The organism is Streptomyces doebereineriae, from assembly GCF_031845645.1.
GTDB lineage: Bacteria > Actinomycetota > Actinomycetes > Streptomycetales > Streptomycetaceae > Streptomyces > Streptomyces canus.
In genome coordinates, this window is the sequence record NZ_JAVREZ010000312.1 from 1 (window position 1) to 450 (window position 450).

Genomic DNA, 450 nt, shown 5'->3' on the forward strand with positions numbered 1-450 from the left:
GTGCGGGTCGGTGTGCCGGTCGCTGTCCGGCAGCGCCACCCACAGCTGGGCGCCGTGCAGGAAGCGGGCGTGCGACCTGGGGCTTTCCTCGGAGTGGCTGATCGCCCGGCCGGAGGTCATCAGGCCCAGTTCCCGTGGGCGGATGGTCTGGAGGCTGCCGGTCGAGTCGCGGTGCAGCACCTCGCCCTCGTGCAGCCAGCTCACCGTCTGCAGGCCCATGTGCGGGTGCGGCGGGACCTGCATGCCGGGCTCGTCGGCGATGTCGTCGGGACCGTAGTGGTCGACGAAGCACCAGGCTCCGACCATGCGACGGCCCAGGTTGGGCAGCAGGCGGCGGACCTCGGTGGACTCGCCGAGCTTGACGTGCCGCGGGCTGAGGAGTTCCCGTACGGGTTCCGCCACGACGAAGCCGCGGCCACCGCAGACGGCGGGCACGGCCTCGCGATCAAG

At 72.2% G+C, this 450-nt stretch carries 1 protein-coding gene; it reads right to left on the reverse strand.

What is annotated here, in order from left to right; all coding sequences use genetic code 11:
* A partial coding sequence (locus tag RNB18_RS52040) for a pirin family protein (protein WP_311721062.1) occupies positions 1-450 on the reverse strand: 450 nt, incomplete at both ends.